The 25,261-nt window shown below is 72.2% G+C and carries 22 protein-coding genes; 8 read left to right on the top strand and 14 right to left on the bottom strand.

All coding sequences use genetic code 11. The annotated features are described in order from the left end of the window. Position 1: 1 nt before the first annotated feature. Positions 2 to 484, bottom strand: coding sequence for a DUF1360 domain-containing protein (locus ACI2L3_RS14885; protein ID WP_404752764.1), 483 nt, complete (start codon positions 482 to 484; stop codon positions 2 to 4). A 280-nt stretch (positions 485 to 764) separates the two neighbouring features. Here ACI2L3_RS14885 and ACI2L3_RS14880 point away from each other — a divergent pair, with 280 nt between their 5' ends. After that, complete coding sequence (locus ACI2L3_RS14880; RefSeq protein WP_404752763.1) at positions 765 to 2,423, top strand: catalase; 1,659 nt, start codon at positions 765 to 767, stop codon at positions 2,421 to 2,423. Between the two features lie 43 nt (positions 2,424 to 2,466). Here ACI2L3_RS14880 and ACI2L3_RS14875 read toward each other — a convergent pair whose 3' ends face one another. The 4 genes from ACI2L3_RS14875 to ACI2L3_RS14860 form a co-directional block, all read right to left on the bottom strand. Next, positions 2,467 to 2,709: a helix-turn-helix domain-containing protein gene (locus ACI2L3_RS14875; protein WP_404752762.1), complete on the bottom strand. Its 243-nt coding sequence runs from the start codon at positions 2,707 to 2,709 to the stop codon at positions 2,467 to 2,469. After that, positions 2,709 to 3,263 (bottom strand): DUF2975 domain-containing protein, encoded by a 555-nt coding sequence (locus ACI2L3_RS14870; protein ID WP_404752761.1) that lies wholly within the window; start codon positions 3,261 to 3,263, stop codon positions 2,709 to 2,711. The genes ACI2L3_RS14875 and ACI2L3_RS14870 overlap by 1 nt, the downstream gene beginning before the upstream one ends. Before the next feature lie 186 nt (positions 3,264 to 3,449). Continuing rightward, positions 3,450 to 4,199: a restriction endonuclease gene (locus tag ACI2L3_RS14865; RefSeq protein WP_404752760.1), complete on the bottom strand. Its 750-nt coding sequence runs from the start codon at positions 4,197 to 4,199 to the stop codon at positions 3,450 to 3,452. A gap of 63 nt (positions 4,200 to 4,262) precedes the next feature. Beyond that, positions 4,263 to 6,680, bottom strand: a complete 2,418-nt coding sequence (locus tag ACI2L3_RS14860) for a SpoIIE family protein phosphatase (protein ID WP_404752759.1) — start codon at positions 6,678 to 6,680, stop codon at positions 4,263 to 4,265. A 173-nt stretch (positions 6,681 to 6,853) separates the two neighbouring features. On the opposite strand from ACI2L3_RS14860, the gene ACI2L3_RS14855 reads away from it, so the two are divergent. From ACI2L3_RS14855 to ACI2L3_RS14835, 5 genes are all read left to right on the top strand, one after another. Further along, positions 6,854 to 7,984, top strand: a complete 1,131-nt coding sequence (locus tag ACI2L3_RS14855) for a S1 family peptidase (protein ID WP_404752758.1) — start codon at positions 6,854 to 6,856, stop codon at positions 7,982 to 7,984. 75 nt (positions 7,985 to 8,059) lie between these two features. Continuing rightward, positions 8,060 to 8,422, top strand: coding sequence for an STAS domain-containing protein (locus ACI2L3_RS14850; RefSeq protein WP_404752757.1), 363 nt, complete (start codon positions 8,060 to 8,062; stop codon positions 8,420 to 8,422). Next, the gene (locus tag ACI2L3_RS14845; RefSeq protein WP_404752756.1) at positions 8,419 to 9,351 is read left to right on the top strand and encodes an anti-sigma factor RsbA family regulatory protein; all 933 of its coding nucleotides are present in this window, start codon (positions 8,419 to 8,421) and stop codon (positions 9,349 to 9,351) included. Before ACI2L3_RS14850 ends, ACI2L3_RS14845 begins: the two co-directional genes overlap by 4 nt. 77 nt (positions 9,352 to 9,428) lie before the next feature. Then, positions 9,429 to 10,226: a thymidylate synthase gene (locus ACI2L3_RS14840; RefSeq protein WP_404752755.1), complete on the top strand. Its 798-nt coding sequence runs from the start codon at positions 9,429 to 9,431 to the stop codon at positions 10,224 to 10,226. Next, positions 10,223 to 10,744 (top strand): dihydrofolate reductase, encoded by a 522-nt coding sequence (locus ACI2L3_RS14835; protein ID WP_404752754.1) that lies wholly within the window; start codon positions 10,223 to 10,225, stop codon positions 10,742 to 10,744. Before ACI2L3_RS14840 ends, ACI2L3_RS14835 begins: the two co-directional genes overlap by 4 nt. Position 10,745: 1 nt before the next feature. Here ACI2L3_RS14835 and ACI2L3_RS14830 read toward each other — a convergent pair whose 3' ends face one another. Both ACI2L3_RS14830 and ACI2L3_RS14825 read right to left on the bottom strand, forming a co-directional pair. Then, positions 10,746 to 11,975 (bottom strand): FAD-dependent monooxygenase, encoded by a 1,230-nt coding sequence (locus tag ACI2L3_RS14830; RefSeq protein ID WP_404752753.1) that lies wholly within the window; start codon positions 11,973 to 11,975, stop codon positions 10,746 to 10,748. Beyond that, entirely contained in the window at positions 11,972 to 13,369 is a 1,398-nt protein-coding gene (locus ACI2L3_RS14825; protein ID WP_404752752.1) for an MFS transporter, read from the bottom strand. Before ACI2L3_RS14825 ends, ACI2L3_RS14830 begins: the two co-directional genes overlap by 4 nt. Positions 13,370 to 13,458: 89 nt before the next feature. Between ACI2L3_RS14825 and ACI2L3_RS14820 the strand changes: the two genes are divergently transcribed. Beyond that, the gene (locus ACI2L3_RS14820; protein ID WP_404752751.1) at positions 13,459 to 14,109 is read left to right on the top strand and encodes a TetR/AcrR family transcriptional regulator; all 651 of its coding nucleotides are present in this window, start codon (positions 13,459 to 13,461) and stop codon (positions 14,107 to 14,109) included. Here the strand turns inward: ACI2L3_RS14820 and ACI2L3_RS14815 are convergent. The 4 genes from ACI2L3_RS14815 to ACI2L3_RS14800 all read right to left on the bottom strand — a co-directional run bounded on the left by ACI2L3_RS14815 (position 14,106) and on the right by ACI2L3_RS14800 (position 18,919). Further along, positions 14,106 to 14,660, bottom strand: coding sequence for a putative immunity protein (locus tag ACI2L3_RS14815; protein WP_404752750.1), 555 nt, complete (start codon positions 14,658 to 14,660; stop codon positions 14,106 to 14,108). The two genes, ACI2L3_RS14820 and ACI2L3_RS14815, sit on opposite strands and share 4 nt — an antisense overlap. Positions 14,661 to 14,726: 66 nt before the next feature. After that, on the bottom strand, positions 14,727 to 15,812 hold the full coding sequence (locus ACI2L3_RS14810; protein ID WP_404752749.1) for a C45 family autoproteolytic acyltransferase/hydolase: 1,086 nt from the start codon (positions 15,810 to 15,812) through the stop codon (positions 14,727 to 14,729). A gap of 9 nt (positions 15,813 to 15,821) precedes the next feature. After that, entirely contained in the window at positions 15,822 to 17,477 is a 1,656-nt protein-coding gene (locus ACI2L3_RS14805; protein ID WP_404752748.1) for an amidohydrolase, read from the bottom strand. Beyond that, positions 17,456 to 18,919 (bottom strand): purine-cytosine permease family protein, encoded by a 1,464-nt coding sequence (locus ACI2L3_RS14800; protein WP_404752747.1) that lies wholly within the window; start codon positions 18,917 to 18,919, stop codon positions 17,456 to 17,458. The genes ACI2L3_RS14805 and ACI2L3_RS14800 overlap by 22 nt, the downstream gene beginning before the upstream one ends. Positions 18,920 to 19,052: 133 nt before the next feature. On the opposite strand from ACI2L3_RS14800, the gene ACI2L3_RS14795 reads away from it, so the two are divergent. Then, positions 19,053 to 19,727 (top strand): TetR/AcrR family transcriptional regulator, encoded by a 675-nt coding sequence (locus ACI2L3_RS14795; RefSeq protein WP_404752746.1) that lies wholly within the window; start codon positions 19,053 to 19,055, stop codon positions 19,725 to 19,727. A gap of 7 nt (positions 19,728 to 19,734) precedes the next feature. Here ACI2L3_RS14795 and ACI2L3_RS14790 read toward each other — a convergent pair whose 3' ends face one another. From ACI2L3_RS14790 to ACI2L3_RS14780, 3 genes are all read right to left on the bottom strand, one after another. Then, positions 19,735 to 20,388, bottom strand: a complete 654-nt coding sequence (locus tag ACI2L3_RS14790; protein ID WP_404752745.1) for a DUF6629 family protein — start codon at positions 20,386 to 20,388, stop codon at positions 19,735 to 19,737. 94 nt (positions 20,389 to 20,482) lie between these two features. Next, positions 20,483 to 21,256: a polysaccharide deacetylase family protein gene (locus tag ACI2L3_RS14785; RefSeq protein WP_404752744.1), complete on the bottom strand. Its 774-nt coding sequence runs from the start codon at positions 21,254 to 21,256 to the stop codon at positions 20,483 to 20,485. A gap of 89 nt (positions 21,257 to 21,345) precedes the next feature. Beyond that, positions 21,346 to 25,062, bottom strand: a complete 3,717-nt coding sequence (locus tag ACI2L3_RS14780; RefSeq protein ID WP_404752743.1) for a LuxR C-terminal-related transcriptional regulator — start codon at positions 25,060 to 25,062, stop codon at positions 21,346 to 21,348. Between the last annotated feature and the right edge of the window lie 199 nt (positions 25,063 to 25,261).

Here is a 25,261-nt window from a genome sequence, read left to right as displayed (position 1 = left end):
CTCACTCGCCGTTCTTCTGCACCAGGCAGTCGTAGCCCACTTGCATGGCGTCGGCGACGGCCAGGGTGGAGAGGCCGCCCGTCACGGTTCGCGTCGCGCGCGGCCACAGCAGGCGGGCTCCGGTGACGGTGGTCGTCAGCCAGACGCTCAGGCAGAACGGGCAGGTGACGAGCTCGCCCACGGTCGACCTGAGGCGCCCGCCGCGCGGGCTCTCGCTCACCTCGGCGGGGCCGGTGGCCGACTCGTAGCTCGTGAACGGAGCCCGGAGCGGGCCGGTGACCGATCCCTTGCTGAGCAGTCGGCTGAGCCGGAAGGTGGCCGCCGCCCCGAGCAGGATGTCCCAGGGCTCGGGGCGCTCCGGGAGCTTGGTCCTCCGCAGCGCGACGGCCGTGCCCCAGGCCGCCGTGTACGCGCCGAACGCGATCACGGCCCCGAGGTGGCCGCCGAGCCGGTGTTCCTCGTCCCCGGAGTACGCCCTGCTCACACGCCGAAAGACGTCCTTGGTCCGTCGCACTCCGGTGCCTTTCTCACGAGGGTCAAGAACCACCGCAGCCTCCACTGAAGCGTGTCGGCGCCATGCGACAACAGGTAACCCGCTGACGCGGACGGAAACGACCCCGGAACGGCGGAACCACGGGCTACTGGCGCGGCGGGCCGGAGGCATGTGTGTGATCGTGGACGGGGCGGGGTACTGGGGATCAACCCGCACGCGTGCCGGTACGCAGGGCTCGCGCACGCGGTCACTCGTCAAGGAGCCGATGGTCATGACGGACGTATCCAGCATGGGTTCACCCGCGGACGACCCCCGGCCGGTGCTCACCGACCGGCAGGGTCACCCGATCTACGACAACCAGAACCAGCGCACGGTCGGCGCGCGAGGCCCGGCCACGCTGGAGAACTATCACTTCCTGGAGAAGATCAGCCACTTCGACCGGGAGCGGATCCCGGAGCGTGTCGTCCACGCCCGGGGCGCCACCGCGTTCGGGTACTTCGAGGCGTACGGGAAATGGGGCGACGAACCGATCAGCCGGTACACCCGCGCCAAACTCTTCCAGGAGCAGGGCAAGCGCACCGACGTCGCCCTGCGCTTCTCCACCGTCATCGGCGGCCGTGACTCCTCCGAGGCCGCCCGTGACCCGCGCGGCTTCGCCGTGAAGTTCTACACGGAGGACGGCAACTGGGACCTGGTCGGCAACAACCTCGGTGTCTTCTTCATCCGCGACGCCGTGAAGTTCCCCGACGTCATCCACGCACTGAAGCCCGACCCCGTCTCGCACGAGCAGAAGCCCGCCCGGATCTTCGACTTCATGTCGCAGACCCCGGAGAGCATGCACATGCTGGTCAACCTCTTCAGCCCCCGGGGCATCCCCGCGGACTACCGGCACATGCAGGGCTTCGGCGTGAACACCTACAAGTGGGTCAACGCCGACGGTGACACCGTCCTCGTCAAGTACCACTGGATGCCCAAGCAGGGCGTGCGCAGCATGACCGAGGAGGACGCGGCGAACGTGCAGGCCGGCGAGCTCGGCCACGCCACCAAGGACCTGTACGAGGCGATCCGCCGGGGTGATTACCCCGAGTGGGAGCTGCTCGTGCAGGTCATGGAGGACGGCGAGCACCCGGAGCTGGACTTCGACCCGCTGGACGACACCAAGACCTGGCCGGAGCAGGACTTCCCGCCGAAGGCCGTCGGCCGCATGGTGCTCGACCGCACGGTCGACAACTACTTCGCCGAGAACGAGCAGATCGCCTTCGGCACCGGTGTCCTGGTCGACGGCCTCGACTTCTCCGACGACAAGATGCTCGTCGGGCGGACCTTCTCCTACAGCGACACGCAGCGCTACCGCGTGGGCCCGAACTACCTGCAGCTGCCGGTGAACCAGGCCAAGAACGCGGAGGTGCGCACCAACCAGCGCGACGGCGCGATGGCGTACGACAACCGCGCGGCGAACGACAACCCCGAGGTCAACTACGAACCGTCGATCACGGGCGGACTCCGCGAGGGCCAGTACCCGACGCACGACGAGCAGGGCCCGGAGATCCGGGGCCGGCTCACCCGCAAGCGGATCCCGCTCACCAACGACTACATGCAGGCGGGCCAGCGCTATCTGCTGATGGAGGACTGGGAGCGGGACGATCTCGTACGCAACTTCGTGGACCTGATCTCCCAGTGCGACCGGAAGGTCCAGGAGCGCATGGTCTGGCACTTCCTGCTGGTCGAGAACGACCTCGGGCTGCGCGTCGGCGAAGGCCTCGGCATCGGCCCCGACGACGTGTCCCACCTGGAACCGCTGCCGAGCCAGACGCTGACGGACGAGGACCGCGGCCGCCTCGAGCGGCTGGGCAAGAACCCGCCGCGCGACGTCTCCGGCCTGACCATGACCCACTGCGTGCCCGACGAGCGCCACGTGGTCACCCGCTGACGAGGTGGCACGGTGAGCAGTCGCCCCGGCAGGCGGACGAGACCTACTCGACGTCCTCTGCCGGGGCCGGTTCGTGGGTGATCAGGTCCCCCGGCTGACACCGCAGCACATCGCAGATCCTCGACAGGGTTGAGAAGCGGACGGCCTTGGCCCGGCCGTTCTTGAGCACCGACAGGTTGACGACGGTGATGCCCACCTTCTCGGACAGCTGGGTGAGGGTCATGCCGCGCTCGGCCAGCAGCCGGTCGAGATGGATCCGGATCGAGTGACGTTCCTCTTCGGCCATCAGATCGTCCCTTCGAGGTCCTCCCGCATGCGCACACCCTCGCGCATGATCTTCCCCATGACCACCGCGGCCAGCCCGGCGAGGACGAGCGCCTGCGGCCCGGTGACCGTCGGCCCGGAACCCGCGACCGGCGCCATGCTCCCGGTGAGCCAGGACTGCGACCAGCCGACGACGAGGCCGGCCAGCGGCGTGCCCACGGCGACGAACCAGCCGAGGACGGAGAGCCGCCGCGCGACCGCTTCGGTGAACGGCCCCTGCGCCAGCACGGTGTTCAGCAGCTGGGAGAAGAGCAGCAGCGCGAGGGAGCCGAAGAGCAGCCACGGGAGCCGGCCGCCGAGGTCGGCGGCGCGCTGCGCCACGGAAGGGCCCTCCTGGCAGAGCCGCGTGGCGCTGGCGGACGCCTCCACGCCCTGGCCGACGGGCAGGCCGTCCGGCCCCAGTGAGGCGTTGGCCCAGAAGCCCGTCTCCACGCAGACCGCTCCGTCGTCGAGCATGTGCGTGAGCGCCGTGCCGGCGAAGGCGAGCCCGCTGAGCACCGCCAGCGCGAAGGTCACCGAAGCCAGGGTCCTTGTGAGCCGCGTGTTCACCGCGCTCCTTCCCGTTGATTCCCGTTGATGCCTATCGTTTATCGATATGCCGCAGGCTAGCGGAGCATATCGATAATCGACAAGTCGGGGTTGGCACCCGCACTCGCACCCGCATCCGCATGAGAAGAACTCGGCGGGTGTCTGACGCGCGGGTCAGGCGTCGGCGGCCGTCGGCTCCCAGGGGCTCGGTCCTGTGCCGTCGCGCCAGGCCCGCAGGTCCGCGCCGGCCACGCAGACTATGCCGCACCGTTGCGCGTAATCGAGGGCGGGAGCGGTGAAGTCGCTCGTCGTCACGAGCGCCGCTATGTCCGCCTCGTGGACGGTGAAACAGGTGCCCCCGAAGCGCTGCAGCTCCTCCGAGCCGACCTTGTGGTCCGCACCGTAACGCTTGCACTGGATGACGACGCGGCGCCCGTCGGGGGCCACCGCCACGACGTCCGCCCCCAAGTCGCAGGCGCCGCCCACCACTTCGACCTCCTGGCACGCGTCACGGGCACACAGCTCCGCTATGGCCTGCTCGAAGCCGTCGGGGTCGAGTGCGGTGTAGTCGACCACGACGGCGGCCGTCACCCCGTCGTCCCCCGCGAGCGGACGCTCCGGGCTCTCCAGGCTCTCCGCGGCCCGCTCGGCCGCCTCCTCCAGTGCCTCGGCCGTACGGCGCGCGTACCGCGCCGCGGAGAAACGGCGCCACCTGGACCGGCACAGAAAACCGGCCGCCAGCCCCACGGCGACGAGCGAGCCGACCCACAGCGGCCGGCTCTCTGCGATCCGGGCCGCGACGCGGACCGCGACCACCGCGCCGCAGAAGACGATCGCGACGAAGACGAAGAACAGGGCGGTCGCGCGCAGATCGAAGCGCCGCTCACGGTCCGTCCGTCGGACCGGGCGCGAGGGTACGGTCATTCCACTTCCTGACGGTGGACGGCAACGAAGATCACCTTCTTCGCATGCCCAAGATCGCCACCGCTAAGAGGGAAAGGCCTGTTCGGTCCAGATGGTCTTGCCGGAGCGGGTGTAGCGCGTGCCCCACCGCTGGACGAGCTGGGCCACGATGAACAGGCCGCGCCCGCCCTCGTCGTCCTCACCGCTGTGACGCAGGTGGGGCGAGGTGTGTCCCCTGTCCGCGACCTCGCAGAGCAGGGTGCGGTCCCGGATGAGGCGTACCTGGATCGGCCCGTCGGCGTACCGGACCGCGTTGGTCACCAGCTCGCTGACGACGAGCTCGGTCGAGAACGACAGCTCACCCAGGCCCCAGTGGTTGAGCTGCCGGGTGGCCAGCTCCCTGGCGTGGCCCGCGGCGACCGGCTCCGCGGGCAGCTCCCACTCGGTGACCTGCGCCGTGTCGAGTTCGCGGGTGCGAACGAGCAGCAGGGCGGTGTCGTCGGCCGTCGAGCCGCCCGGCAGGAGCTCCGCCACGGCCCGGTCGCACAGCTCCTCGAGCGACGCGTGCCGGTCGCTGAGCACCTGTCCCAGGGTGTCGAGTCCGTGATCGATGTCGCGGTCACGCGCCTCCACCAGGCCGTCGGTGAAGAGCGCAAGCAGGCTGCCCACCGGCAGCTCGATCTCCAGGGACTCGAACGGCAGCCCGCCGAGGCCCAGCGGCGGTCCTGCCGGCAGATCGGGGAACGACAGCCGGCCGTCCGGGTCGACGACCGCCGGCGGCAGATGCCCGGCCCTGGCCATCACGCAGCGCCGCGACACCGGGTCGTAGACCGCGTAGAGACAGGTCGCGCCGGTGGTCACGTCGGCATAGCCGCCGCCGTACGGCCCCCGCCCGCCCGACTGCTCCTCCGCCGACTGCCCCACCAGATCGTCGAGCCGCGACAGCAGCTCCACGGGGTCCATGTCCATCTGGGCGAACGCGCGTACGGTCGTGCGCAGCCGGCCCATGGTGGCCGCTGCCTGCAGCCCGTGACCGACCACGTCCCCGACCACGAGGCCGACCCGCGTACCGGACAGCGGGATGACGTCGAACCAGTCGCCGCCGACCCCGGTCACGTCGTCCGTCGGCAGATAGCGGTAGGCCAGCTCGACCGCCGACTGCTCCGGAAGCTGTTGCGGCAGCAACTGGCGCTGGAGGGCCAGGGAAGCGGTGCGCTCACGGGTGAAGCGGCGGGCGTTGTCGAGGGACACCGCCGTACGGGCGACCAGCTCGTCGGCCAGCGCCACCTCACCGCTGTCGAAGGAGGCCGAACCGGTGCCGCGCTCGAAGGTGACGATCCCCAGCAGGCTGTTTCCGGCCCGCAGCGGCACGACCAGGGCCGTGTCGTCGAGCACGAGGCCGCCCGAGGAAAGACTGCGGTACTGCGGCGAACCGGGCCGGTACTCCACGGGCGGATGCTGCCCCGGCCGCTGCCCCGGCTGCCGTTTCGGCCGCTGCTCCCGGCCGGCTTGCTCGGCCGAACAGCGGGCGACCCGCACCAGAGACACCGCCGCCGCGCCGCTGGTGGCCGGAACCTCACCTTCCAGCACCGCCTCCGCGAGGTCGACTGTCACCGTGGTGGCGAACTCCGGTACGGCCACCTCGGTGATCTTCTCGGCGGTGACCCGCACGTCGAGGGCGGTGCCGATCCCGCGCCCCGCCTCGACGAGCAGGGCAAGGCGCCGCTGCGCCTTGTAGCGATCGGTGATGTCGAACGCGTCCTCGCACACCCCGAACACGTGCCCCTCGGCGTCCTGGAGCCGGTAGTAGGCACAGGACCAGAGGTGGTCGGTCTCCGGGTCGCTGGGAGGCCGGCCCTGGAAGTGCAGGTCGAGGAAGGGTTCACCGGTGTCGAGGACGTGCTGCATGACCGTGTCGAGCGTGGGCGGGTGACCCTTGCTCACGAACTTCCCGTCGGAGTACATCTCATCGGCCCGAGAGCCGCGGAACTCTTCGAACGGCCGCCCCATCTCCAGCTCGTACGCCGTATTGCACCAGGTCAGGCGCAGATCGGTGTCGTAGATGGCGAGGCCGACGGGTGACTGGGTGGCCAGCCCGTGCAGCAGGGCCTGCCGGGACTCCCACAGCCGCAGATCCCGCACCTCCGTGGCGACGACGACGCGCACCGCGGACCCGGCGCCCGCCAGCGGACACTCCGCGGTGGCCACGGCCAGCTCCCGCCCGTCCCGGTGCCGGGCGGCCCGGATCTCGTTGCCCCGGGACTCGGCGGCGAGCGGGTCGGCGGCGGACGCCCGCGGCCGCCGGCCGGGTGACGACAGGAACGTCGAAAGGGGCCGGCCGATGATCTCCTGCGGCCGGTAGCCGAGGAGCCGCTCCGCCGCGGGGCTCCACCCGACGACCGTGTCCCGGGCGTCGACGAGCGCCGTGGCCGCCCTGGTGACGTCGAGGGGACCCCGAAAGTCAGCGCTCGCCTCCGCGTTCCACGCGTTCCATGCCGTCATGGCGCCACACCAGCCCCGTTCATTCCCTACAGAATCCGTCGTCCCCGGGACAGGCACAACCGCAGTGGGCCCCTCCGGTGAACGCAACTGGCGTCGCTTCCGTATCCAGGAGCCGAACGTGTTCCCGGCGCCGGCCGGTGAGCGAGCTCGGTATCCCCACAGGAGGCGACGAGTTGAGGCACAAGCGCATACCCAAGCGAAAGGCCGTTCTGGCCGTAGCCGCGGCGACGGGCATCGCCGCGACGGCGGTTCTGCTCCAGCATGCCGGCGCCGCGCAGCCGGGGGAGGGGGCCGCCGCACGGTCCGCCCCGGGGCCCGCCGCCCCGCGGATCGGCCCGGCAGCGGCGGCGCGGCTCGCCGAGCGGCTGGCCCCGCGGCTGGGCGACGCCTACGGAGGGGCGTACTACGACGGGGACAAGCGGCAGCTCGTCGTCAACGTCGTGGGCGACGACAACGACGCGGACGCCCGGGTGCGCGAAGCCGGTGCGGTGGCGCGCAGCGTCCGCAACAGCGCGGACGACCTCGGGGCCGCGGGCAGGACACTGACCCGCCGGGCCGGCATGTCCGGAACCGCGTGGGCCACCGACCCCAGGACCAACCAGATCCTGGTCACGGCCGACCGCACGGTCACCGGAGAACGGTGGGACGAGCTGGAGGCGACCGTCGCGTCGCTCGGCGCGGGAATGGCCCGCGTCGAGAAGTCCCCGGGCGAGTTCAAGCTCTTCGCCTCGGGCGGCGACGCCATCTTCGGGGGCGGCGCGCGCTGCTCGCTCGGGTTCAACGTGACGGCCGAGGACGGGCGCCCCGGATTCCTCACCGCGGGGCACTGCGGAGTCGCCGCCCAGCAGTGGTCGCAGGACCCGGACGGCGCGCCGATCGGCACCGTCGAGACGGCGACGTTCCCCGGGGACGGTGACTTCGCGCTCGTCACGTACGACGATCCGGCCGAGGCCGCCCCGAGCGTGGTCGACACGGGGGACGGCAGCACCACGCAGATCGTGCGGGCCGCCGACGCCGCGGTCGGGCTCGAGGTGTCCCGGATGGGCAGCACCACCGGACTCCGCGACGGAGTGGTCACCGGGCTCGACGCCACGGTCAACTATCCGGAGGGCACGGTCACCGGACTCATCCAGACCGATGTCTGCGCGGAACCCGGAGACAGCGGGGGACCGCTGTTCACCCGCGACGGAAGCGCGATCGGCCTCACCTCGGGCGGCAGCGGTGACTGCACCGCGGGCGGCGAGACGTTTTTCCAGCCCGTGACCACGGCATTGACCGCGGTCGGCGCGGAGATCGGCCCCTAGTCCAGTCCAACTCACCTTGCTTTCAAGCCAGGTGGGGGATACTTATGACGCCTGGAAGGAAAGCAGGAGGGCAATGTGGACGATCCGTACAAAGGGTGCGCGACGGCAGGTGAGGCGACACCCGGGAGCTCCCGGCTGACGATCCGTCCCCTGGCCGACCGGACCGGTCTGGAAGTGGCCGGTGAGGTCTGCCTGCCGACGTATCCGGTGTGGGAGCGGGCCATGGAGCGGGTGGCCCGACAGCACCGGCCCCCGTACTATCTGGATCTCTCGGCGCTGACCTTCATTGATGTGGCCGGAGTCACGGTTCTGGCGGTGGCCGCCCAGGGCCTGGACGGCGGGCAGCGGCTCGTGCTGGACAGGCCGCCGCCCGCCCTGACCCGTCTGCTCGAGCTGTTCTGGCCCGATCTGTCAGCAATCGAGGTGTCCGCCCCATGAGTGCCACGGCCCAGACCGATCCCTTCGTCCATCCCGCGTTGTTCTACCGGGGCCCAGAGGAGTACCTGGCGGGTACGGTGCCGTTCGTCCTGGACGGGCTCGACGCGGGCGAGGCGGTGGCGGTTGCGGTCCCTGAGGCGAATCTGGAACTGATCCGCACCGCGCTGGGCGAGCGCGCCGAGAAGGTGCGGCTGCTCGACATGGAGCAGGCCGGCCGCAACCCCGGCCGGATCATCCCGCGGGTGCTGCGCGCCTTCGCCGACGCGCACCCCGAGGAGCGGGTGCGGATCATCGGCGAGCCGATCTGGGCCGGCCGCACCTCGACGGAGTACCCCGCCTGCGCACAGCACGAGGCGCTGATCAACCTCGCGTTCCAGGGCCGCGAAGCGACGATCCTCTGCCCCTACGACGAGCTGGGACTGGAAGAAACGGTCCTGGCCGACGCCCACGCCACCCACCCCACGATCATCCGGTCCGGCGCGCAGGACACGAGCGCCGCCTACGCCCCCGAGGCGGTCGTCTCCCGCTACAACCAGCCCCTGACGGCCCCCGGCGACGTGCCGCAGGTGTCCTACGCGAAGCAGTCACTGTCCGACGTACGGCATCACGCCATCCTCCGCGCGGCGGAGCTCGGCCTGCCCGAGCCCCGGCTGCAGGACTTCGCCCTCGCCGTCGCCGAGCTGACGACGAACAGCGTGGTGCACGGCGGAGGGTCGGGCGCGCTGCGGATCTGGACCCAGGACGACCACGTCGTCTTCGAGGTCCGCGACGCCGGCGTACTCGCCGATCCGCTCGCCGGCCGCTGTCCCCCTCCCAAGGACCGGCGCGGGGGACGGGGACTGCTCCTCGTCCACGTGATCGCCGACCTCGTCCGCGTCCACACCGACCCGGACCACGGCACGACGACCCACTGCTACTTCCACTGCTGACCAGCCACGACGAGGACCGCAGCGTAAACGTATCGCCGGGTCGGAGCGGACCCGGCGTGCGTTTAGACTCGACGACTGTGGCGGACACCCAGTACGAAGACCTGTTGCGATCGGCACTCACCTCCGGGACGGCCAAGGCCGACCGGACGGGCACCGGTACCCGGAGTATTTTCGGGCACCAACTGCGCTACGACCTCTCGCAGGGGTTCCCGCTGATCACGACCAAAAAGGTGCATCTCAAGTCCATCGTGTACGAGCTCCTGTGGTTCCTGCGCGGCGACTCGAACGTCGGCTGGCTGCGCGAGCACGGCGTCACCATCTGGGACGAATGGGCCGACGCGGACGGCGATCTCGGTCCGGTCTACGGAGCACAGTGGCGCTCCTGGCCCACGCCGGACGGCGGGCACATCGACCAGATCAGCGGGATCCTCGACACGCTGCGCCGCGACCCGGACTCGCGCCGGATGATCGTCTCCGCCTGGAACGTCGCCGAGCTCTCCAAGATGGCCCTGGCGCCGTGCCACGCCTTCTTCCAGTTCTACGTCGCCGACGGCAAGCTCTCCTGCCAGTTGTACCAGCGCAGCGCGGACCTGTTCCTCGGCGTCCCCTTCAACATCGCGAGCTACGCCCTGCTCACGCACATGGTGGCGCAGCAGGCCGGCCTCGAGCCGGGCGACTTCATCTGGACCGGCGGCGACTGCCACATCTACGACAACCACGTCGAGCAGGTGACGGAACAGCTCTCGCGCACGCCGTTCGACTTCCCCGAGCTGCGGCTGCGCGCGGCCGACTCCCTCTTCGACTACGCCTACGCGGACGTCGAGATGGTCGGCTACCAGCACCACCCGGCCATCAAGGCCCCGGTCGCCGTATGAACGTCGGGCTGATCTGGGCGCAGACCCTCGACGGCGTGATCGGCGCGGACAACGGCATTCCGTGGCGGCTCCCCGAGGACATGGCGCACTTCAAGGCGACGACCCTCGGTCATCCGGTGGTGATGGGCCGCAAGACGTGGGATTCGCTGCCGCCGCGCTTCCGCCCGCTGACCGGCAGGCGCAACATCGTGGTGACGCGCGATCCGGAGTGGGCCGCAGAGGGCGCGGAACGCGCCGGTTCCATCGCCCACGCCCTGGAACTGGCAGCACGCGCGGAACCCACCGCCGGGACGTCCGCCGGCACGGAGACATGGGTGATCGGCGGCGGCGAGATCTACCGCGCCGCCCTGGAGTACGCCACGACGCTCTCCGTGACCGAAGTCGACTCCGCGGTCATCGGCGACACCTACGCCCCGACACCGGACCCCACCTGGCGAGCCGCCGAGGACAACGGCTGGCAGACCTCCACATCCGGCCTGCGCTACCGCATCCGCACCTACAGACGCCGGGACGCCTGAGTCACACGGCCGGGAGGGTGAGGGCCGAGTGGGCCGGGCGGCCCTTTGCGGACCGGGGCGCGGTGCCGAGTCCGAGCAGCATGTCGTTGCGGCGCTCCAGGCCACGGGCAGTGGTGGGGAAGAGCGGGGCGTCGCCCTTGCCGATCTGTTCCTGATTCACGGTCACGAACGCGCGGGTGCGGCGTTCGTAGGCGGCGAAGCCCGTGGTGTGGTCCCGGCCGGCCAGCGAGGAGGCGAGCATGTACGCGCCGACGAGCGCGAGGCTGGAGCCCTGCCCGGTGAGGAACGAGGGCGCGTACGCGGCGTCGCCCACCAGCGCGACCCGCCCGCTCGACCAGCGGGGCATACGGATCTGGCTGACCACGTCGAAGAACAGGTCGTCCGCGTCGCGCATGGCGGCGAGCATGCCCGGGACCTCCCACCCCGCGTCGGCGAACACCGCGGCGACCAGGTCCCGTTGGGCCCGCGGGTCGCGGAACGCGCCGAAGGGCGGTTCCGGTTGGGCGAAGTTGAGGAAGGCGTGCACTTCGTCGTCGCCCTCACCAGTGTCCCGTGCGGCGTACAGGGCAGCGGCTCTGCCCGGGGTGTTCCACATGACGGTCTCGCGGGAGAGACCGAGGGCGTTGCGCATGGTGAAGCCGGCGAAGCAGTAACCGAGGTAGCGGTGGAACCGCTCTTCGGGGCCGAACAGAAGCTCGCGGGTGCGCGAGTGCAGCCCGTCCGCGCCGATCACCATGTCGAACGTACGGCTGCCGCCCCCGCGGAAGGTGACGTCCACGCCGGGCCCCGACTGGTCGAGAGCGGCGATGGAGTCGCTGAACAAGAACTCGACGTCGTCCCGGACCGCCGCATGGAGCGCGCCGGTCAACTCCCCGCGCGGCACCTCCAGATCCTCTCCCGCGACACCGCCCGTGAGGGTGTGCGGATCGACCGAGACCACCTCGCTGCCGTCCTCCCCGAGGAAGGTCAGCCGACGCAGGTCGATGTGCGCGTCCCGCAGCCGCGGCAGGATTCCCATCCTCCGGACGACCTCCAGCGCGGTACCGCGTACGTCGACGGGATAACCACCGTCACGCGGTGCGCTCGCCTTCTCGACCACCGTGACCGCGTATCCGTGGCGGTTGAGCCAGAACGCGAGGGCGGGCCCCGCGATGCTGGCCCCGGATATCAGGACCGTGCGCCTCGGCGTGGTGCGGATGGCCCTGGACGGAGACTGATCAGTGCGGATCATTCCTTGACTCCTTTTTTCATGGTGCGGGCGACGAGCAGAGACAGTGCCGTGACGGCGCCGGCCATGACGAAGCCGGTGACGAAGGCCGATTCGGCGGGGACGTCCGACCCGGACGGGGTCCCTGCGGTGAGGATCGCGCCACCGCCCTGCACACCCACGGCGAAGCCGACCACGCGCGTCACCAGGACCAGGCTGGTGGCGATGCCGGTGTCGCCGTGGTCGACGGAGGTGGCGGTGCCGGCCACCAACGCCGTCACGCACAGGCCGTTGGCCAGCCCGATCAGCAGCTTGCCGACGACGAGGTGCCAGATCTGGCTGTGCGCGGCGGCCAGGGCGATCAGTGCGACGGCCATGACGGCGACGCCGGTGACGACGACGGCACGCGAGCCGAAACGCCGTGCCCCGATCCCGCTGACCGGCCCGGCCAGCGACGCGGCCACGGCGCCCGGCAGCAGATAGAAGCCGATCTCGGTGGCGCCGGCGTCGAAGCCGTACCCGTCGCCGGAGACCGCGAACAGCTGCGGGAGGAGGTAGACGGCCATCGCGGTACCGACGCAGATCACGAACGTCAGCACGCACGACTTCCACATCGCGGGCCGCGCCAGCATGCGCAGATCGACCATCGGTGAGGCCGCGCGACGCTCGACGGCCGTCCAGCCGGTCACGAAGGCGGCCAGCACCACGACGAGGACGCCGAGCACGAGTGGCCGCGAGCCGAACTCGGGCGCAAGGGCGAGCACGAGCATGAGGGTGACCAGCGTCCCGCTCAACAGAACCAGGCCGGGCCAGTCGATCCCGGCGCCGGCCGAGCGGCTCGGCGGGTCGTGCGGCAGCAGCCGGCTCACCAGCAGCGTGGACGCGATGACCGCGAGCGTCGGCAGCGCGAACATCCAGTGCCGGGACAGCCCTTCCGCCACGGGACCGGCCGCCAGCGTCCCCGCCATCCCGCCGCCCACGAACAACCCGCTGACCACCCCGATGGCCACCTTCGACTCTCCGGCGGGAAGGTGTTCGCGCACCAGGATGAACGACAGGGGTAACGCCCCCACCATCGCTCCCTGCAGCACCTGACCGAGCAGCAGCACGGGCAGGTTCGGTGCCAGGGCCGACACCAGGCCGCCGGCCGAGACCACCGCCATCAGCCGGAGCAGGACCCGTTTTCCGCCGTAGCGGTCTCCGAACTTCCCCGCGACCGGTGTGACGAGCGCGCCGGTGATGAGCAGCATGATGCTGAGCAACGCCCCTTCGGCGGGACTCATGTCCAGCTCGCGTTGCAGGAGCGGGAGGGTCGGTGTCACCACCGACTCCAGGGCGCCGGTGGCGACCGCCAGCGTGCCGAGGGCCCCGACAGCGGCCTTCCCGATGCGGAGCGGTGGAGCCAGAGTTGCGGTCATGGACGTCCTTTCCGACGCGGCGGGCCGAACCTGAGCCTTTCCCTGAAACTACACTACACCGTGCAGTGTAGGACGGTTAAGATGTGCCCATGCCGACCACGAAGACACCGCCGACCTCGAAGACACTGCGCGAGGGCTCCACGCGGAAGCGGGCCGCCATCCTCACGGCGGCCAGGGAACTGTTCCTCGCCGACGGCTTCGACCGGTCCAGCGTCGACGCGGTCGCCGCCCGGGCCGAGGTGTCCAAGCGGACGGTCTACGACTACTTCGGTGACAAGCGGACCCTGCTGCACGCGGTCGTCGACGCCGTCGGCCAGTCACTGATCACCACGATCCGGCGCACCCTCGACGACACCCTCGGCGACCCCACCGAGGCCGCCGACCTCGAGGACGCGCTGGTCACGTTCTCGATGCGCATCGCGACGGACATGCTCGGCTCGGCGGAGTACGCGACACTGCAACGGCTGGTCCGGGCGGAATCCGGCCGCCCGCCGCAGCAGAGCGAGAACCCCCTGGCCGACACTCCCGACGAGGCGCTCGCCGAGCGGTTCGCCGCCTTCGCCGAGGCCGGGCTCCTCGATGTGCCCGACCCCCGCCTCGCTGCCGACCAGTTCATCGCGCTGACCTTCAACGTCGCGCTCAACAGGCTCGGTTCGGCGAACGCCGTGGAGGACCCCCGCGTCCGGCCGCTCGTCGTCGAGGGAGTGCGGACCTTCCTGCGGGCCTACCGGGCCGGTTAGGGATTCCCGGCGGTACGCAACGACGCGTCCAGGACGCTCATGAGCTGTGCGACACGGCTCTTGCCGGCCGGCGCGAGCGGATACCGGCCGAGGACATCGGTCAGGGCCGGTGTGGCGCGTCGCCGGGCCCGCTCGATCAGTGCGAGCCCGACGGCGGGATCACCGCCCGCGCCCAGTTCGCCCACGCGCGCGGCGATGGCGGCGGCGCGCAGGATGTGGCCCACCTGGGTGGCTTTCGCGATCGGATGAAGGTAGGCGGCGGCAGCGGCGTCGCCGGCGGCACGCGCGGCGAGTCGCGCGACGTCCGTGGCCGCTTCCCGCGCGGCACGGTGCGCGTCCAGGGAGGCGGTGCGCTGGAGCCTGGTCCTGCGCGCGCCGTCCACGAACTCCCGTGCCGCGTCGACGGCCGCGCGGGGCCGGGGATCGCCGGGGTGGACGGCCTCAAACGCAGGGAGGACCTCCTCGGCGCTCTCCACGGCGTAGCGCGCGACGACGCGCAGCTCGTCCATGGTGAGCTCGAAGTCCCCGGATGCGGTGGATGCGGTCGTCATGGCTCCGACTCTGCCACGCGGCAACCGTCCGGACCCGCGGCGGTCCCGCTGAGACAGCCCGCGCCGTCAGCGCGGGACGGCCGTCAGTACGCGCCACTCCGTGACGCCGATGTCGGCCGGCGTTCCGTCCAGGACACGGGCCGTGCGGGTGGCCGGGTCCAGGGTGACCGTGGCGAGAGTGGCCCAGCGCTGCCCGAGGGGCTTGGCAGGGTCGGGGAGGCAGGTGACCGGTGGTTCGTCCGGTCCTGTGGTGAGGAGCGAGACCAAGGAGTCGGGTTCGGCGGGGAGTTGAGGCACCCGGTCCAGGCGGGCGGAGACGAAGTCGCGGCGTTCGGCCGAGTCGGGCTGGTAGAGCCAGGACTTCTCGTCGGCGGTGAGGGACGGGGTGAGGAAGTGGTTGGTGCGCAGCAGGACCCCGCGCTCGTCCGGGCGGATCTCGTGCACGCCCGCCGGGCTGGTGTCGAGAAGCACCGCGTCCCCCGCCGCGTCGAAGAGGGCGAAGGAACCGGAGGAGGCGAGCGGGGCGGAGCGTACGAGGTCGACGGCCTCGGCGACGCTGCCGGCCTCCGCGAGGACGACGGCGGCGAGGACGTGCATCGGGAGGCCGCCGACGGCGTCCCGGAGATGGCCCAGGATGTTGAAGTGCAGCGCGAGCCCCGCGCTGTTGAGGCCGATCTTGCCGAGAATGCCGTGCTCGGTGAGGCCGACGACGGTGTGGCGGGCGCCGCGGGACTCCAGGGTGTGCCAGTGGTCGGCAAGCTCGACGTGCCAGTCCCAGGTCTGCGCGCCGAGACCGCCGCGCACGACGGTGGTGCACTCGCCGGGCGGCACGGCGGTGGAGCGCGCCAGTATCTCCGTACGCGCGTTGAGGACACCGACCTGCCACTCCTCGACTCCGGCGCCGTGCGCGATGCCCGCGATCTCGGCGCGGGCGGCCGGGCGGAAGCCGCCGATGACGTCGAGGGCGCGTTCGGCGTCGGCGCGGGCGCCGCTCAGCGTGATGTCGCCGAGGGCGAAGAGGCGGGCGTAGACGTCGAGCGCGGCGGGGATACCGGTGCGCAGCCGCTCGCCGCGGGCCACGCCGCGCGCGTACGGGTCGGCGGCGGACACGGCGATGTGGAGGCGGTGGGCGGTGCGGGGGACGGTGGGCATCGGGATTCCTCAGTGAGCGGTGGGGGAGTGGAGCAGGACATCGCCGCCGACGACGGTGGCGAGGACGCGGTTGCGGGCCTGCTCCTCGGGGGTGAGGTCGAGGGGACTGTCCGCGAGGACGGTCAGGTCGGCGAGGAAGCCGGGGGCGATCCGGCCGAGTTCGTGATCGGCGCCCGCCGCGCGCGCGGCGGCCCGGGTCATACCCGTATACGCCTCGCGCGCGGTGATCGCCTGGGCGGGCTGGACCGGCGCGGTGTCCGGCTCCTCCACCGGCCGGCGCAGCTGGCAGTCGGCGAGGCCGGTGCGCGGATCGCCGGGCCCGATCGGCCAGTCCGAACCGAGGGCGACGACCGCGCCGTGGTCGAGCAGGTCACGGGTGCGCCAGCCGCGGGCGGCGCGGTCCCGGCCGATGCGGCGCGACCAGTTGTCGGTGCCGTCGGCGCGGGTGTGGCGGGTGCCGTGCACGGGCTGGAGCCCGGCCACGACGCCGAGCTTCGCGAAGCGGGGGACGAGGTCGTCGGGCAGGGACTCGATGTGCTCGACGCGGTGCGGGGCGCGGCCCGCCGGGCCCGCCTCCTCCAGTACGTCGAGGGCGTGGCGCACGGCCTGGTCGCCGATGGCGTGGGTGGCGGTGGGGATGCCGCGTTCGGTGAAGAAGCGGACGGCGGCGCGGTAGGCGTCCAGGTCGCGCCAGAGGGGCGCGCGGTTCTCGCCGTGGCGGTCGGGGCGGTCGAACCACGCGGTGCCGTTGTCGGCGGTGCCGTCCAGCATGAACTTGGCGCCCTCGACGTGCCAGCGCCGGCCGGCGAGCCCCTGCTGCCCGGCGATCCGCCGCCACGCCGCGGGGCCCGAGTCGGCGGGGACGAGGGGCGAACAGCGGATGCGCAGGGGAAGTTCGCCGTGCGCCTCGATGTACCGGTAGACGTCCTCCGACGGCTCGGTGAAGTCCAGGGCGTGCAGTCCGGTGAGGCCGCCGCGGGCGAGGATCTCCAGCTGCGTACGGACATGACCGGCGGCCGTGGCGACCGGCACCTCCGGGTAGTGGCCGAAGACGAGCTCCATGGCCTGGAGTTCGAGGACGTAGCCGGTCGGGCGGCCGTCGGGCCCGGTGACGACGGAGGAGGCGTCGGTGAAGGTCTCCCGGCCGGTGAGGCCCGCGCGTTCCACCGCGCCGGGGCTGATCACCAGGGCGTGGGCGTCCTGGGTCATGAGGGAGACGGGCCGGCCGGGGAAGCGCTCGCCGAGGACGGCGCCCGAGGGCTCTTCGCCCAGGGCGGTGAAGACGTTGACGTCCAGGTCGTATCCCGTGATCCAGGCACCTCCCGCGCTGTCCTGGCCGTCCCGAACGGCCTCGGCGATGCGGGCGAGGACCGCGTCGAGCGTGTCCGCCCCGGACAGGTCCACGCCCCGGCCGATCTCGATGGAGCCCCACACCGGGTGCGCGTGCGCGTCGACGAGGCCGGGCAGGACGGTGGCGCCGGGGAAGTCGTGGACCACGGTGGAGGGGCCGCGCAGGGCGGCGATCTCGTCGGCGGCAGCGACCGCGGCGATCCGGCCGCCCGTGATCGCGAGCGCGTCGGCGGGACGACGGGCCCACTCCTCCTGGTGGTCGGCTGCCTCCAGGGGCTCGATACGGGCGGCCGTCACGATGACGTCGGCGTGCACAGGGATGCGCCTTTCTGAGTGCGGGAGTTGGGGGATCCGGGACCGTCCGCGTCGGCGTCCGCGTCCCTGTCGATGGTGCGCAGGGCCCGCGTGGTGGCCCAGTAGACGAGGGCGGCGGTGCCCATGCCGGCCGGGACCGCCAGGTCGACGCCGCCGAGGGCGGTCGCGAGCGGGCCGGTCCAGAAGCTGGTGCTCACCCACATCAGTGCGGCGAGGCCGCCGGTGAGCAGGGCGAGGATGCCCGGCCAGTGGATGCCGCCGCGGTACCAGAACGGGCCGCCGCGCTCTTGGCGCAGCAACTGCTCGCCGTGGTAGCGGTTGCGCCGCAGCACCAGGTCGGTGACGGCGACCGCCATCGCCGGGCCGGTGATCACGACGACCAGCTGCAGCATCGTGTTGACGCTGGTCAGGAAGTCGAAGACGAGGATCGCGTAGAGGGTCATCGCCGTGCCGAGGCCGCCGATCACGAGAACGGCGGGGATGCGGGCGATCCGTACGCCCACCGACTGGACGGAGAGACCGGCGCTGTACGCCGTCATCCCGTTGTTGGCGACCGCGTTGAGGACGACGGAGATCACGAAGACGGGCACGAACCAGCCGGGCAGGACCTTCTCCAGGGCCGCCTGCGGGTCGGCCATGTCGAGGCTGGTCGCCGCCAGCGCGCCGACCGAGGTAAAGACGACGCTCGGCAGATAGGCGCCGAGGGCCGTCCAGCCGGCGACGGCGGTGACGGAACAGGAGCGGGGCAGGTAGCGGGCCAGGTCGGGGCTGTTGCTGTACGAGAGCGCCGTGGACCCGACGAGCGTGAAGCCGGTGCCCAGCGCGGCCGCCAGGGAGGCGCCGTGCAACGGTCGCGCCGGGGCGTACGACCAGTCCACCGAGCCCAGCACGTACCCGGTCACCACGATGAAGACGACGGTGAGCAGGACGCTCAGGGCGGTGTAGAGGCGGACGATCGTCGCGTAGCCGTAGATGGCGACGAGCAGGGTGACGCCCGCGATCAGACAGATCACCACGGTGTCGAGGCCCGGCGATCCGGGCAGCCCCCACTGCCCGGCCAGGCCGATGCCGGCGACCGAGGCGGCCGACCAGTTCAGGGCGAGATACGCGGAGGCGATCAGCCAGCCGGTCACGATCAGGACCATCTTGTTGCCGACCACTCCGTAGAACGCCCGGGAGATCACCGAACCGCTGGTGCCCGCCGCAGGACCGCTCGCGGCCACGACACCGGTACAGATCCACAGCAGGTTCCCGGCCAGGATCACGCCGAAGGCCTGCGGGAGGGAGAGCCCCGTCAGGATCAGCGAGGCGCCCACCGCGAAGCTCAGATAGCTGACGTTGGGGGCGGCCCAGACGGCGAAGAGCTGGCGGGGGCGGCCGATGCGTTCCGCGTCGGAGACCGCATCGATGCCCCGGCGCTCGGGCTGACCTGCACGTTCCATGGGTTGTGTGGTCATCCTGGCCTCTCGGGTGACGCCGGTCCGCTCGCGGGGCTGCCTGCTGGGCGGCCTGTGGAGCGCTTATTGGGCGGCTGTCCAATTCGCTGTTGGGCGCTAATCCAATAGGCTGCGCGGTATGACGTCAAGACCCCTGCGGGAACGGCCGGCACGGACCAGGAAGCCGCCCGAGGAGCGGCGCGCGGAGATCGTGCGGACCGCGGCGCGCATCGCCCTCGCCCAGGGCCTGGAGCTCGTGACGCTGCGCCGCGTGGCGGACGAGCTGGGGGTGCGGCCCAGCCTGATCGGCCACTACTTCCCGGCCTCCGACGACCTGGTCGCCGAGGCGTTCACGTACGCCGCGACGCGGGAGCGCGACTCACTGCTGCCGCCGGAGGAGGCCGGCCTGCCGCCCGTCGACCGGCTCGCGCTCTACCTCGTGCGGCTCACCGGCGGCGAGTACGTCGACCTGAGCCGCCTGTGGCTGAACGCCCGTCACCTCAGCCGCTTCAAGGAGTCCCTCATGCGGGCCGTCGACGCGCAGGAGGCGGAGACGCGGGGCGCACTGGTCGCGCTGATCGAGGAGGGCGGCATCGAGCCCGCGGGGGGAGCGCTCAGGGCGGCGCTGCACATTCTGATCGCGGTCGACGGCATGGGCACGTACGCCAATGCCGCCCCCTATGGTGCCGACCCTCTCACGGCCGGTCCGGACCTCGGCGACCTGGTGATCGAGACGGCCGAGACCCACCTGGGGCTCACCCCGGGCACACTGCGCGCACGCGCGCGCGACTGTGGTGTGTCCGCGGGGAGTTGAAGAGGGTTCATGCTGCCCGGCAGCTCCGGTCCGACGGCCGGGGAGCCGGCGGGCGACGCCTCCCGACCCAGAGCGACAGGGCCACGGAAGCCACCGCGGCGAACGCGCACCACGTCGAGATGTACTCCTGTCGCCACAGCACGACGGAGACCGCTGCTCCGACGGCGACGAGGACGCCGAACAGGACGAGGCCGCGGTCGCCGGACAGGAGGAGTGCGCCGATGGTGGCGAGGAGATAGCCGACGACGATCAGCCCGGCGTGCGGCAGCCCCACGGAGTATCCGACGGTGTGGCCCCGGATCTCGGCGGTCACGGTGCGGGTCGCCAGGACGTACGAGAGCGCCGTCGCCGTCGCGGCTCCCGCCGCCAGCGGGACGAGCAGCCGGCGCCGGGCGCGCGGCGGCGCGGCGCACAGCACGGCCGTCGGTACCCACAGCGGGAGCAGCGGCAGTGCGATGACGGCCCAGGCGACGGTGGCGGGCCCCGTGCCGCCGTCGTTGCGCCAGACGGCGGCCTCGATGATCTGGTGGACCCCCAGGAGGAGCGGCAGCGCGGCCAGCGGCAGGTCACGCGGGCGCCGGGCGGCCAGGGTCACCGAGGCGACTCCCACGGCCGCGATGCCCGTACCCGCGACGAGGTCGGCCGTAGCGCTCCAGCACATGACGGCAACGCTACGGCCGCGGGGCCGCGGCGGCGCGTCGGGCACTCCTCAGGGGTGGCGGCGGGCACTCCTCAGGAGTGGCGGCGGGCAGCGGTCAGCGCACCGGGAAGCCGAAGGAGTAGCCCTGCTCCTTGAGCCGGGGGAGGAGCCGGCGCAGGGCCTCGACGGTCTGGGTGCGGTCGCCGCCCGCGTCGTGGAAGAGGAGCGTCGGCCCGTTGGGCAGTTCACGCTCGACGGTGGCGACGATGGCGTCCGTACCCGGAAGCTCGAAGTCCTTGCTGTCCACGTTCCAGCCCAGCGGACGCATGCCCCGGGAAGCGGCGAGCTTGCGGCTGTACGGGGTGAACGCTCCGCCGGGCGCCCGGTAGTACATCGGCCGTACGCCCCCGGACGCCTTGGTGATCATGCGTTCGGCGTCGAGTATCTGCCAGGACTGGTAGGCCTGGGAATCCTTGTCCATGGACGTGTTGTGCGACACCGAGTGGTCGCACAGCCGGTGCCCCGCCGCGACCACTTTCTTCACGATCTCCGGGTGGGCCTGCGCCTGCGTCCCCACCATGCAGAACGTGGCCTTGGCCCCGTACTCCCGCAGCAGGTCGAGCATTTGGGGGGTCCACTTGGGGTCGGGGCCGTCGTCGATGGTGATGTTGACACCCCGCTTCCCCTTGTCCGAGGCGTGCGCGATGGTCTCGTCGACCGGCTTGACGGCGCTGCCCGGCTTCGCGGGCGAGGCCGCCTCGGGCGCCGCGTCGCCCGCGGAACCGGCCTGCGCGGTCCACACCGAGGCGCCGGTGGCGAGCATCGTCACCCCGAGCGCCGCCCCGACCATCTTGCCGTACCAGCCACGCCCGCCGCCGTGCCGTGCCATGTCCGCCCCTTTGCGCAGTCTCTCGCCGATCCCCGGTCACCCTGTGACCACCAGGCAGGACGAGGAACGTTGGCCAAGGGATGCGTCTGTTACCGATCACGGACAATTCCGAGAGGATCCGCGGACAATCCGCGAGGAATCGCGGACGACTCGCCTTCGGCGGTGTGCGCCCGCACCGGCCCGGCCAGGGCGATGTCGGTCCTGGACGCGACGTTCAACTTGCGCATGATGCGGGCCACATGGTGCTCGACGGTCCTGGTCGACAGGACCAGGCTCTCGGCGATCTCCCGGTTCGCCCGGCCCTGGACGACCAGTTGAGCCACCTCCTGCTCGCGGGGCGAGAGCTGGTCGCCGTAGCCGAGGCGGCCGCGGCGGTGGGTGGTGACGATGTCGTGGCGGCGCAGCAGCCGCTGACAGCGGGCCACGTCCCAGCGCGCGCCCAGCTCCCGGTACGCCTCGACGACGTCCTGGATGACGTCGGCCGCCGCCTCGCCGTGCAGTTCGAGCAGGCAGCGCCCGCGCGCCTCGGCCGCCCGTGTCGCGTCGAAGGGCCGGCCGAGCCCGCGCCACTGCCTCTCCGCCGTGTCCAGCAGCGCCACGGATTCGTCCGGCCGTCCTTCGGCCCCGGCGAGCAGGGCCCGGCACACGGTCAGGGCGGCGCGGGCGGCCGGCGCGTCCTGCCGCTCGGTCCCCGCCGCGAAGTCGGCGACGAGCCGCCGGGCCCGCGCCGTCTGCCCGCTGCCGTGCAGCGCCTCCACCGCGGTCGGCGCCACCTCCCCGGCCCACACCCAACCGCCCGTGCGCTCCAGGCGGTACAGGGTCTCCTCCACCGCCTCGCACGCCTGCCCGGGGCGGTCGGCCTCCAGGTGGACGCGGGCGATGGCGGCAGCGGACGCGGTGAGGATGACGCCGGTGTCGTAGCGCGTGATTTGGGCGGCCTCGGCGAGATCGCGGCGGGCCCGGGGAACGTCGCCCAGCACGTGCAGCGCGGCAAGCCCCCGCACCAGCATGGCCTCGGCGGTCAGGTCGGGTATCTCCTCGTAGAGCCGGGTGGTGCGGTCGGCGGCGGCGTGCAGCCCCTGCCAGCGGCCCTGGTGCCAGGCGAGCACCAAGTGGGCGGTCTGCGTGAGCCCTTCCAAGTACGGGCTACTGGTGTCGGCGAGGCCGTGGGCCGCCCGTTCCAGGAACTCGCGGGCCCGCACGTCGTACCCGAGGGCAGTGGCGGCGTGCGCCAGATTCGTCCAGCCGCGGGCGTGGTGCGCGGTCTCCATCGCGGTCGCCGCGGGACCGCGCAGCGCCTCGGCGGCGGTCCAGGCCCGGGGATCGCCGAGCAGCATCAGCGCGGTGGCGCGGTTGGCGGCGACGGCGGCCCGGGCGACCGGATCCGTGACCTGCCCGGTGAGCGACTCACCGCGGTCCAGCCAGTGCAGGTGGCGGTCGACGGGCCACCCCTTGATGGACGGAATGGCGGCGACCGCCATGGCGCGGGCGGCGGTCTGCGGGTCCGAGAGCTCCAGGTCGGGTATGGCACGGGCCACCTCGTTGAGGCTGTCCAGCGCTCCTCCGCTCTGGTTGCGCAGTACGACGCTCAGATGCAGCCGGATCTCGCCGCGCAGCCGGGCCGGCGGGTCGTCCTCGTCGAGAACGCCCCGCACCGCGGCGACCACTTCCGCCCCGGCGCGGGCGAGTTGCGCGGTACGGGCCAGCTTCGCGGCGGTGCGGATCCGGCCCTCGGCGCGCGGATCGTCGGCGATGGCCCGTGTATAGAGGCTGGTGGCGGTGGAGTAGTCCCCGGCCGTCGCCGCCCGGTCGGCCGCCGCGACGAGGCACCGCAGTCCCTCGCGTACGCGCCCGGCCGCCCGGTACAGCCTGGCGAGATCGGCCAGCGGCAACGGGCCGTCGCCGCCCCGGTGCAAAGCCCGGGCGGCACGCAGACTCAGCCGCGCCAGCCGAGTCCCCGGCATCCGCGCCAGCGCGGCACGGCAGTCCAGCGGATGCCGGAAGCCGGGGCGAGCCCCGTCGGCACGCAACACGGCCCGACGCACGCACGCGTCCACGGCCGCCTCGGCGCGTCCCGGGCCGACACCGGCCACCTCGGCGAGAACGGCGACGGACACGGGCCGGCCGAGCACCGCCGCCGCTTCCACGATGCGGAGGCAGTCCTCATCAAGTCCCGCGTACCGCAGGGCGAAGTCGCGGCGGATCTTCGGGGGTACGTCGATGTGCCGCAGGGCGGCGAGCAGGGAACGGGGCTGCGCCGGATACGGGGGCGGGGGCGTGCCGCTGTCGCCGGGGGTGCTGGTGGGGGTGCGTGGCGTACGGCTCTTGCTCGGGTCGTCGACCTGTTGCAGGTAGGGGTGTTGTGCGCCGGTCCGGGGGGTGCGGCTCTGTTCTGCGTCAGTCCGTGCCGTGTTGCTCTGCGGCTCGTCTGCCCGCGGTGTGTCGGTCTGTTCTGCGTCAGTCCGTGCCGCGTTGCTCCGCGCCACGTCTGCCCGGGGTACGTCCGCCCGCGGTGCGTCGGTCTGTCTTGCGCCGATCCGTCCTGTGCTGCTTCGTGGCGTGCCGGTCCGTACCGTTCCGGTCCGTCCCGCGCCGGCTCGTTCGGCGTCGGGCCATCCCGCGCCGCTTCCCCACGGGTCACCCGAACCGCCTTCTCCCGCCGCCAGCGCACCGCCCTTCCCGATGTCCCGTACCCTCCGCCCGTCGGCCGGCGCCCACCGTGCCAGTGGCCCGCCTGCCTCACGCGCTCGAAGCAGTTCTTCGGCGGCTCCCAGCAACGCCTCGGCCACCTCCGGCAGTCCACCGGTCAGCTCGTGCACCATGACGACCAGGTCGTGCAGGTCGTGGAGGTCCTCGGCGTGCTGCGGCCGGTGGGCGTGCAGCCACCGGCGTACGAACTCCTCTGTCTCCGCCCATGTCCAGGGCCGTACGTCGATCTCGTCGACCCGGGCCCGCACCGGCAGACCGACGCCGAACACCGGTAGTCCTGGCGCGGCGTCCTCCGTGAGTACGAGCCGCAGGCGGGGCGGCATCGCGGACATCAGGTGATGGAGCAGGCCGAGGGTGGCGGCGTCGGCGTGGTGGACGTCCTCCACGATCAGCACGGCGTCTCCGAGGGTAGCCAGCAGCGTCGCCACGGCTCGCGGCAGAAGACCCTGCCGTACCGCTGGATCGGCGGCCCCCGGCGGCGGTTCCGGCAACCGGTCGGCCAACTCGGGTACGAAGAGTCCCACGACCCCGGTCACCGCCGGAAGGGACTGACCGGACCGACCGGGAGCGCCGGACCGGTACGGCAGGGCGGCGAGCGCGTCAGTGATGGGGGAGAGGGGAGTGAGAGGGGTGACCACATCCGGGCCGGGCTCGAGTCGGGCGGCGGCCTGCGGTTCCGTGGACTCGGGAGCGGGGGTACGGAGGGTGTCGGGTCCCGACGGCACGGGCAGCAGGCGGCGTGGAGCACCGCCGGCGACGGGCACGAGCGGCGTACCGGCCGACGCTCCACCGCCCGTCAGGAGCCGCGCGGCTTCCGGCGCGGAGACCACCCCGCCAACGCCGTACGCCGCACGGCAAGTCCCGCGCAGCTGCGTCCACTCCGCGAACTCCGGCGCCCCGAGCACCTCGTCCACCAGGCCTGACACGCCGGCCCCGGCCTCTCCCCGCACCACCGCGATGACCGGCCCCTCACGCAGCGCTTCCCGCAGCCGGTGCGCTCCCTCGGCCCGCCCGAGCGAACCGCCGCCGTTGGAGCCGTTTCCGTCGGACGTCTCCGCGTCCGCGTCCCAGCCCGTGTCGAAGGAACGTCTGCTCACGGTTCCGCCTCTCGCCTGCCGCCGCCCCGCCCTTGGAAGGCCCTGGCCGGAGCACGGCGTTCGTTGAACGGTGGTCTACTCGCCCGACGGGCGATCTCGCAATAGGGGTTCACCACCTACGGAATGCCGACGTCCTGCGTGAGAGCCACGGCGGCCGCGCGGGACCCGGCCGCCTCACTCCCGCTCGCCCCCCCCGCTG

The organism is Streptomyces sp. NPDC029674, assembly GCF_044903205.1.
GTDB lineage: Bacteria > Actinomycetota > Actinomycetes > Streptomycetales > Streptomycetaceae > Streptomyces.
This window is presented reverse-complemented; position numbering and strand designations above follow the sequence as displayed.